Annotated in this window: 3 protein-coding genes; 1 reads left to right on the top strand and 2 read right to left on the bottom strand. The window is 70.9% G+C overall.

The window, feature by feature from the left end; genetic code table 11:
• The first annotated feature begins 31 nt into the window (after positions 1-31).
• On the top strand, positions 32-1474 hold the full coding sequence (locus AB0K51_RS22930) for an MFS transporter (protein ID WP_363458492.1): 1443 nt from the start codon (positions 32-34) through the stop codon (positions 1472-1474).
• Between the two features lie 105 nt (positions 1475-1579).
• On the opposite strand, the gene AB0K51_RS22935 is transcribed toward AB0K51_RS22930, so the two are convergent.
• Positions 1580-3049: a hypothetical protein gene (locus AB0K51_RS22935; RefSeq protein WP_363458494.1), complete on the bottom strand. Its 1470-nt coding sequence runs from the start codon at positions 3047-3049 to the stop codon at positions 1580-1582.
• A gap of 49 nt (positions 3050-3098) precedes the next feature.
• Entirely contained in the window at positions 3099-6791 is a 3693-nt protein-coding gene (locus tag AB0K51_RS22940) for an ACP S-malonyltransferase (protein WP_363458496.1), read from the bottom strand.
• Positions 6792-7072: the final 281 nt, after the last annotated feature.

Here is a 7072-nt window from a genome sequence, read left to right on the forward strand (position 1 = left end):
AAGAGCCTTGAGGGAAGAGGTACTCGACGTCATGTCTGTCACTGAAACGGAGGCGACCGGTGCGTCCGGTGCAGCGGTCGCCGAGGCGCCGGCGGCGCTGACCGGGCGGCTCCGGCTGGTGCTCGTCCTGCTACTCGCCACGCAGTTCATGCTGGCCGTGGACTTCGCGATTCTGAACGTGGCGCTGCCGGTGATCGGCAAGGGCCTCGGCTTCTCACTGGCCCACCTGCAGTGGATCGGTACCGCGTTCGCGCTGTGCGCGGCGGGCTTCACCCTGCTGTTCGGCCGGGTCGCGGACCTGTTCGGCCGTCGCCGGCTGTTCCTCGGCGGCCTGGTGGTCCTGGGCGGCGCCTCGCTGCTGGGCGGCCTGGCGCAGAACCCGGAGATGCTGATCACCGCCCGCGTGCTGCAGGGTCTGGCCACCGCGGCGGTGACCCCGGCCGCGCTGTCGCTGATGACCACCTCGTTCCCGGAGGGCCCGCTGCGCCAGAAGGCGCTCGGCCTCAACGGTGCGCTGATGTCGAGCGGTTTCACCACCGGCGCCATCCTCGGCGGTGTGCTGACCGACCTGCTGTCCTGGCGGTGGGCGTTCTTCATCAACGTGCCGGTCGCCCTCGCGGTGCTGGTGATCGCCCCGACGGTGATCAAGGAGTCCCGGGTCGACGACCGCCCGAAGCTGGACCTGCCCGGCGCCCTCGCCGTCACGCTCGGCCTGCTGGCCATCATCTTCGGGCTGACCCAGGCCGGTGAGAAGGGCTGGGGTTCCGCGGGCACCCTGCTGCCGCTGGCCGCGGGCGTGCTGCTGCTGGTGCTGTTCTGGGCGATCGAGCGCAAGGTCTCCGCGCCGCTGGTGCCGCTCAGCGTGCTCGGCAAGCGGTCGGTGGCCTGGGGCAACGTCGCCGGCCTGATCGCCTTCCTCACCGAGTGCTCGCTGGTCTTCCCGCTGACCCTCTACTTGCAGGACGTGCTCGGCTTCTCCCCGCTGGCGGCCGGCCTGTCCTTCGGCGTGCTCGGCCTGGGCACGGTCACCGGCGGCGTCACCGCGCCGAAGGTGATCGGGAAGCTCGGCACCAAGCAGACGCTGATCGTGGGTGGTGTCCTGCAGGCCGTCTTCACCTTCGCGATGATGGCCATCGGCGACGACCGCGCGTGGCTGTGGCTGATGCTGGGCGCCAGCTTCGTGGGCGGCGTCGGCAACATGCTCGTCATCGTCGGCTTCATGGTCACCGCCACCTCGGGTCTGGCCGACCACGAGCAGGGCCTGGCCACCGGCCTCGCCACCATGACCCAGCAGGTCGGCATCACGATGGGCACCCCGATCATGAGCGCGGTGGTCACCGCCGCCGCCGGCGCCGGGGCCGCGTCCATGCTCGGCGGTCTGCGGGTGGCGATCGGAGTGAACGCCGCGATCGTCGTCCTGGGCCTGCTCACCAGCGCGATCTTCCTGCGCAGCGACCGGGCTCCCGCCCAGTAGCAGAAAGCGGCGGGCGGCACCGGCCGTTCCCCGGTACCGCCCGCCGCCCCACGACCGCCCGCCGTCAGGACGACCCCCGCGTCCTGACGGCGGGCTTGCGCACGGCTACCCCGCGAAGGGGAAGGTGAAGGACCCGAACAGCTCGGTCTCCGGCGCGTCGGCGCCGCGCAGCCGCAGCGCGCAGCTGACCAGCGCGTGGTCGAGCATCGAGATCCGGTCGCCCTCCTCCTTGGCGCCCTCGGAGAGGTTGTCGATGACCCAGCTGATCGCCGACTCGCCGCCGTAGCGGGCCCGCGGGGCGAACATCAGCTCCCAGGCGCCGATCTCGCCGAGGATGTTGAGGACGTAGCTGACCGGGAACGACCGGTTGGCCCGGTTGTCCTCGGTGCTGTCCAGGTCGGGGAACGAGTCGGCCATCCGCACCAGCGCCGCGTCCGGGATCAGGTCCATCCGGCCGTTCATCATCGACAGCTCGATGATGTACGGGTAGGCGTTGCCCCGGGGGGAGAAGTTCTCACCGGGGTCGACCACGTCCAGGACCGCCGCGACGTCGGTCAGGAAGCCGTCCAGGTCCGGCAGTTGGTCCGCCAGCCGGCCCAGGTTGTGCAGCGCGATGACGTAGTACTGCGACATGTGGACCTTGGTGGTCCAGGGGATCTGGTCCATCAGGCTCCTGGCCTCGGCCAGGGCGTCGATCGGCCGGGTCAGGTACTCGGAGCGGCCGCACATGGCGACGGCGTTGAGCATCGTCAGCAGCGGGTAGACCTTCTTCCACGGCAGCGGCATCGGGTTCGGGAAGGCCGGCCAGTTGCCCACCTCGTCGGCGCGGGTCAGGTAGTCGAGGACTTCCTGCATGTAGTCGCGCTCGCCGTCGAAGATGTGCTCGGTGTAGCCGAGCAGCGCGATCACGGACATCAGCATGCCGCCCACGCGGCCGCAGAAGTACGGGATCGGGATGCGGTCCAGCAGGTCCAGCGCCTCGACGACGTGGTTGCGCTCCGCGGTGACCAGGCGCTCGCGCAGGCCGAGCTGGCCTATCGCGAGGAAGACCGTGCAGCAGGCGGACACCCGCTCGTACTCGCCGTGCCGGCCCTGGTTCTCGTCCGGGATGGCGTCCGGCGCGATCTGGTCGAGCATGCCGAGCACCTCGGCCGGGAAGTCCAGCTCGTCGTTGACCAGCAGCGAGACGTCGAGGCCGAGCTTGGCGAAGGCGTCCATCAGGATGCTTCCGGCGGTGGCCCGGTAGTACGGGTTGGGCACCGCCCGCACGGCGTCCAGCAGCGGCGGCACCGCCGGGGCCAGCCAGTCGCGGTCCTCGCCGCCGGCGTTGACCTTCAGGATGAACTCCGCCATGGCGCGGGAGAACAGCGTGTAGCCGTCGGACGGCGAGACCTTGGCCGCCAGCCGGTCGAAGGCGTCGCGGATGTGCCCGGCGACGGCCGCGTCGTAGCCGATCGGGTACTGGCCGAGGCCGATGCCGCGCAGCATGCGGCTCCACGGGGTCGCGATCATCCGCGACTCGTTGGACATGTCGTGCAGGCCGGAGATGGGCAGGGAGCGCGGAACAGCGTTCATGGGTCAAACCTCCGTCGGGTGTTTCGTACGTGCTGCTTGCGGGTCGGGCTCAGCCGTTCAGGTAGGGCGGTCGGGTCACCGGCAGGCCCAGGAACTCGGTCCTGCCGCCTTCGAGCATCTGGAGCGCCCAGTTCAGCCACTTGACGCCCTCGCAGTAGATGGCGACCGGGCGGCGCTGGGTCTGGTAGCCGTCGACCAGGGTGCCGTCCAGCTCCTTCTGGAAGTGGAACGGCGGCATGGCGGTGAAGTGCTGGCCCATCATGAAGACGAACCGGATCAGCCAGAACGGGTCCTGGCGCAGGAACGGCGACTCGGGGTCGTCGAGCCCCAGCGCCGCCGTCATGACGGGAGCGAAGTAGTCCTCCATGCCCTGGGGCGCCGCGGGGTCGACGCGGCCCCCACTCGCCGTCACGTCCCGTACCCGGTACGCCTTCTGGTAGGGGTTGCCGTTCTGGAAGGTGATGTCGACGCTGGGGGTGCGGCCCTCGCCCGCGTCGACGGCCATGGTGAACTGCTCGAAGTGGATCTCGTCGTAGTGGCCGATCGAGTTGTGCCACGGCTTGTTGTCGTACATCGCGTCGTCGCGGGTGTGCCGGCCGTCGCTCTTGAAGCCGATGGCCCGCGGATCGAGGAACCTGATCCCCAGCGTCTCGTGGGTGATGGCCGCCAGCGCCGCGTCGACGTCCTCCTGCGGCGCCCCGGACTCGATCAGCCGCTGGGCGTGGCGCAGCGGGGCACTGTTGGTGATCTTGATGTTCTCGGTGTTCGTGTCGCCCATGACCAGCGAGTGGAAGGCCGGTTCGAGGATCGCGGCGAACTCCGGGCTCTCCCGGAAGCGCCGCAGCAGGGCCGTGTGGTTCAGGTAGGAGACGCCGTCGATGACGATGTGCTCGGTGTCCAGCAGGTGCGGGCTGAAGGTGCGCGGCGCGGTGCGGCGGCACAGCTCCAGGCGGTCCTCGATCTTCCTGAAGTAGGAGGTGTCGAGCGTCTCGCCCGGCGCCGGCACACGGCCGATGCTGTGCACCTCGTCGTTGAGCACCCGGATGATCTGCTCGTAGAGCCGGGCGACCACGGCGGGCGGCGGGGTGTGCTTCTCGACGTACCGGCTGACCTCCTCGCCCGCGACGTAGCTCATCTCGTAGATGACCTCCCGGTCGACCGTGCGATCGCCGGTGCGCAGGTGGAAGGGGACGGGGGCCTCGCGCTCCAGGACGGAGTACACCTCGGGGAAGTAGCCGCGCACCTGCTCGGGCAGGGCCGCCAGGAACTCGGCCTGCTTGCGGGCCTTGGTGAACGGCGGCAGCATCACGCCGCGCCCGTCGGGGTTCCATCGCGCGGTGGTCAGGGCCTCGCTGAGCACCTTCCGGACGGTGATGCGCTCCTCGCCCTCCTTGCGGACGAAGATGGTCATGGACTCGCTGCCGCCCTGGCCGAAGCCGACGATCGTCTCGTCGGCCTCGATGTAGGCGCAGACCGTGCTGGAGAGGATGCGGCGGCTGCGGGCGTTGGCCAGCACCCGTTCGTTCTCCTCCGTCAGGCCGAGGACCCGGGCGTGCTCGAACGCGTCGAGCGCGGGGTGGACCCGCCGCTTCCACACCTCGCCCGGCTCGGTGACGGCGAGGACATGCACGGCGAACGGCCCGGCGTCGAGGTCGGCGGCGGCCGGCTCCGAACCCAGGGCGACGACCTGGCAGTTGCCGCCCAGCCGGATCAGCCGCACCGGGCCGTCCAGGGCGCCGTCCCGGAGCACCCCGCGCGTGGCGTCCTCCAGGTCCTTCCTGGACTGGATCGGCACCCCCTCGGGGGAGACCAGCGGAAGGCCGGCCACGGTGAGGCCGCGCAGGATCCGCTCGCCCGCCTCCCCGCCCGCCGGTTCGGTGCCGAGCGTGACCGCGTCGGCCAGCGAGAGGGCCCCGGAGACCGCCAGCGCGGCCAGCCAGCCGGGCACGTCGGCGCCCTCCAGGTAGTGGTCGCTCTGCGCGAAGAGCGCGGGGCGGTGCCGGGCCAGCGCGTTGAACATCAGGTACTGGTGGACGATGCGCCGCCCGACCGGGGAGAGCTCGGCGTCGACCGGCAGGCCGCCGAGCGTGCGGTCGTGCATCTCGTACGCGGTGAGCTGGGTGTCCAGCAGCGTCCGGGTCCTGCGCTCCAGCACCGCGTCCTCGAGCTCGGAGCCGCCGCCGAAGTGGAAGACGACGACCTCCGGCCGGGTGGTGTGGAAGGTCCGCACCCGGGTGCCGCCGCCCGCGTCCCGCACCGTCAGTTCCGCGTACGCCTTGCCCAGCAGCTCGGGCTCCGCCGCGGTGACCCGCTTCTTCAGCCGGGCCCGGACGACGAGTTCGTCCCGGTCGAGGGAGACGTGCTCGCGGTGACTGTGCGTGTGCTGGAAGACCTCCAGGAAGCGGTGGAGCGCGGGGGAACGGCCCTGGTCGGGGCGCAGCATCCGGTCGGTGATGACCCGGCCGAGGGTGCGCGAGAGGTGGTCGTCCCAGAACTCGCTCTCCTCGGCGAGGCGGAACAGCTCGCTCAGCAGGCGGTGGTCGTCGTCGGTCAGCTCGTCCACCGACCGGGCGAGCTCCTCCAGACGGGCCGTCAGGGAGCCGGCCAGCGTGACGCCCCGCAGGAACGCCGCGGTGTCCGCGGGGCTGCCGGTGTAGGCGGCGACGGGCGCGGCGACCGTGTTGTCCTTCAGCAGCCGGACGGACTTCTCCCCCAGGCCGAGCTCCAGCACCAGGTCCGCGTCGAGGCGGTCGAGGCCCTCGCAGGTCTCGCGGGAGGCCATCACCCGGTCCGTCATCGCCAGGACCCCCTGGCGGACGGCGGAGGCGGTGGTCAGCAGCGAGTTGTCGTGGTTCGACACCACGGGGACGCGGGGGGTGCGGAACTGGATCCGCTGCGCGTCGATGAACCGGTCCAGCGCCTCCCGGGCGGGCCGCATCCGGGCGGAGTGGGCCAGGAAGACGGTCGGTTCCTTCAGCTCCCAGGTGGTCACGCCCGGGAAGGAGGCCGCGAAGGCGTCGAACCCGGCCTTGGCACCGGGGCGGACGTAGAGGTTCGCCTGGGTCGGCGCGTAGCTCTTGTGCAGTTCGACGTCGGCGAGCGGGAAGGCCGCACGCATCCCGTCCAGGACCTCCGCGAGCGCGTCCGGGCTCGGCGCCTTCACGGCGACCACGTGGAAGGGCTCGCCGACCAGCGGGGTGCGCCGGGCGGTCGCGTCCAGGTACCCGGCCACCCGCCGGGCGAACTCCTCGTCCTGGTCCTGCGGGCCGGCGGCCTGGAGCATCAGCGGCGTGAACACCTGGGCGATCTTGACGCCGTCGATGACGGACAGCGAGCCGCTCGCCACCGCGGCCGTCAGGATGCCGAAGCTCTCGCCGGTGTAGGCGACGAAGTCGACGGGCGCCCCGCTCGCTGCGATCCGGGCGCGGAGGAAGGCGTCCAGGGCCAGGCTGTGCACCAGCAGGGACGCACCGATGAACCCCTGCCGCTCCATGCGGCCCGCCGGCAGGTTCTCGGGCACCGGCAGCAGCCGTTCGGGCCGGCCGGGGAAGCCCAAGGCGCGGGCGGCGCCCCGGTAGATTCCGGTGACTTCGACGAGGCCGGAGTCGAGGAGCTCGTGGCCCAGCCCCCGGTAGTGGGCACGGCTCCCGAGACCGGGAAAGAACCCGGCCGCGCGTATGCGGTTGCCGGTATCGAGGGCGTCTTCTACGAGCGAGGAAACTCGGGACAGCGATCGGGACACGGACGTCGCCTCTCAGGGTTTTCTCGGCGGAAACATCGCACGCTCACCTTTGGGCGCGGGAATCCCCCATTGCGAGTACGAAATGAATTCTCGCCGCAATCACGAACCGGCTTCAATGCATTTCGGTACAGGAATCCTCAAGCCTCCGTCAGCTTCTGCAGAGGAACGTCAGGGAACGTCAAGGGGAACGTCAAAGTGCCACGTCAGAGGGGTGAACGCAGAGCGGGGGGGCCACGGGGCCGGGGTGGGGCGCCCCCCGGGGTGAGGGCCCCACCCCCCCC

Source organism: Kitasatospora sp. NPDC049285 (genome assembly GCF_040678815.1).
Taxonomy (GTDB): Bacteria; Actinomycetota; Actinomycetes; order Streptomycetales; family Streptomycetaceae; genus Kitasatospora.